Origin of the sequence: Methylobacterium sp. WL18, assembly GCF_008040015.1 — a bacterium.
Taxonomy (GTDB): Bacteria; Pseudomonadota; Alphaproteobacteria; order Rhizobiales; family Beijerinckiaceae; genus Methylobacterium; species Methylobacterium mesophilicum.
On sequence record NZ_VRVD01000858.1, the window covers coordinates 1 to 1,619 of the forward strand.

The 1,619-nt window shown below is 70.5% G+C and carries 2 protein-coding genes; both read right to left on the reverse strand.

Translation table 11 applies throughout. The annotated features are described in order from the left end of the window. On the reverse strand, positions 1-1,126 hold a 1,126-nt coding region (locus FV228_RS29065; RefSeq protein WP_147857635.1), incomplete at its 3' end, for a glutamate--cysteine ligase. A 290-nt stretch (positions 1,127-1,416) separates the two neighbouring features. After that, positions 1,417-1,619, reverse strand: a 203-nt coding sequence (locus FV228_RS29070) for an RsmE family RNA methyltransferase (protein ID WP_147857636.1), incomplete at its 5' end; no start/stop codon positions are given.

A 1,619-nucleotide genomic window follows, 5' to 3' on the forward strand; every position in this document is an offset into this window, starting at 1 on the left:
GCCCCAGGCGCGGCGCCGTCGCTCGCGCGGCCTCCCGGTTGGCCGGGCTCCAGCCCTTCACCAGGTCGAGGGCCGCGTCGAGGGCCGATTCGTCGTAGAGTAGCCCGGCCCAGAACGCGGCCTGGGCGGCGATCATGCCAGGATCGCCGACATCGGCGCCACGCATCTCCAGGAAGCGCTTGAGCCGGACTTCCGGGAAGGCCGTGGAGGCGTGGTTCGCCCAGTCTGCCACCGTGGCGTACTCGCCCGGGAGCTGCGCCAGCTTGCCGGCCATCAGGTCGCGGAAGGAGGCGCCCGACACGTCGTGGTAGATGTCGCCGCGCTTGACGAAGTACATCGGCATGTCGAGCAGCCAGTCGACATAGGCTTCGTATCCGAAGCCGGATTCGAACGCGAAGGGCAGCATGCCGGTGCGGTGCGGGTCGGTGTCGCGCCAGATCTCCGAGCGGCGCGACAGGAAGCCGTTGGGCCGCCCGTCGGTGAACGGTGAGTTGGCGAACAAGGCGGTGGCCACCGGCTGGAGCGCCAGGGAGGCGCGCATCTTGCGCACCATGTCGGCCTCGGAGGCGAAGTCGAGATTCACCTGCACGGTGGCGGTGCGCAGCATCATGTCGAGGCCGAGCGAGCCGACCTTCGGCATGTAGCCGGCCATGATCTTGTAGCGGCTCTTGGGCATGACCGGCGTCTCGTCCCGGCGCCAGCGCGGGCTCATGCCCAGCGTCAGGAAGCCGATATCGAGGGGGTCGGCCGCGCGCTTCGTGGCTGCGAGATGCGTGGCGAGTTCGGCCGCGGTGCCGTGCACGTCCGGTAGCGCCGCGCCGGACAGCTCGAACTGCCCGCCCGGTTCGATCGAGATCGCCCCGCCCTCCTCGGCCGACAGGCCGATGATGTTGCCGAGGTCGAGGATCGGCTCCCAGCCGGTCTCGCGGGCGAGCCCTTCCAGCAGGGCGCGGATGCCCCGCTCGCCGTCATACGGCACTGGCTCGCGGCTCTCCCGGTAGAACGGGATCTTCTCGTGCTCCGTGCCGATGGCGAAGCGCGCGGGCGGCTTCTCGCCGGCGGCGAACCACTCGATCAGTTCGGCGCGCGTGGTGAGCGGCGTGTTGTCGTTGCTGTCGCGCGCCATGCGCTGCCTGCCCGTGCCTGTGAACTATGCCTGGGATGGGAGCGCACCGGACTGCTCCAGCGTGTCCGTCCGGTTCAACCCCGTCCCGCGAGCGGAGACCGGACGGACATCCGCGCCGGCTCCGAGAGCGCGGCGCGGCTGGCGTCCGTCCTGGGACATAATCGAGGCTTCGGGAACCGACAACGCGGCGCCGTGAACCGGGAGCCCGGTTCACCCCGCTTCGGCGGAACAATCCCGCGGCCTGCCACCCTGATGTGCGCAGGCACACATGATTCCAATCGGCTCACCGATCAGCGCGCGTCGCCCAGCACCGCCTGGACAAGGGTCAGCACCGCCACCGCAGCGGTGTCGGCCCGCAGGATGCGCGGCCCAAGGGAGAGCGCGACGGTGTTGGGCCGGGCCCGGATCGCCGTCCGCTCCTCCTCGGAGAAACCGCCCTCCGGCCCGACCAGGACGGCCAGCGGTGCTGACCATTGTCCAGGCGGTGCTGGGC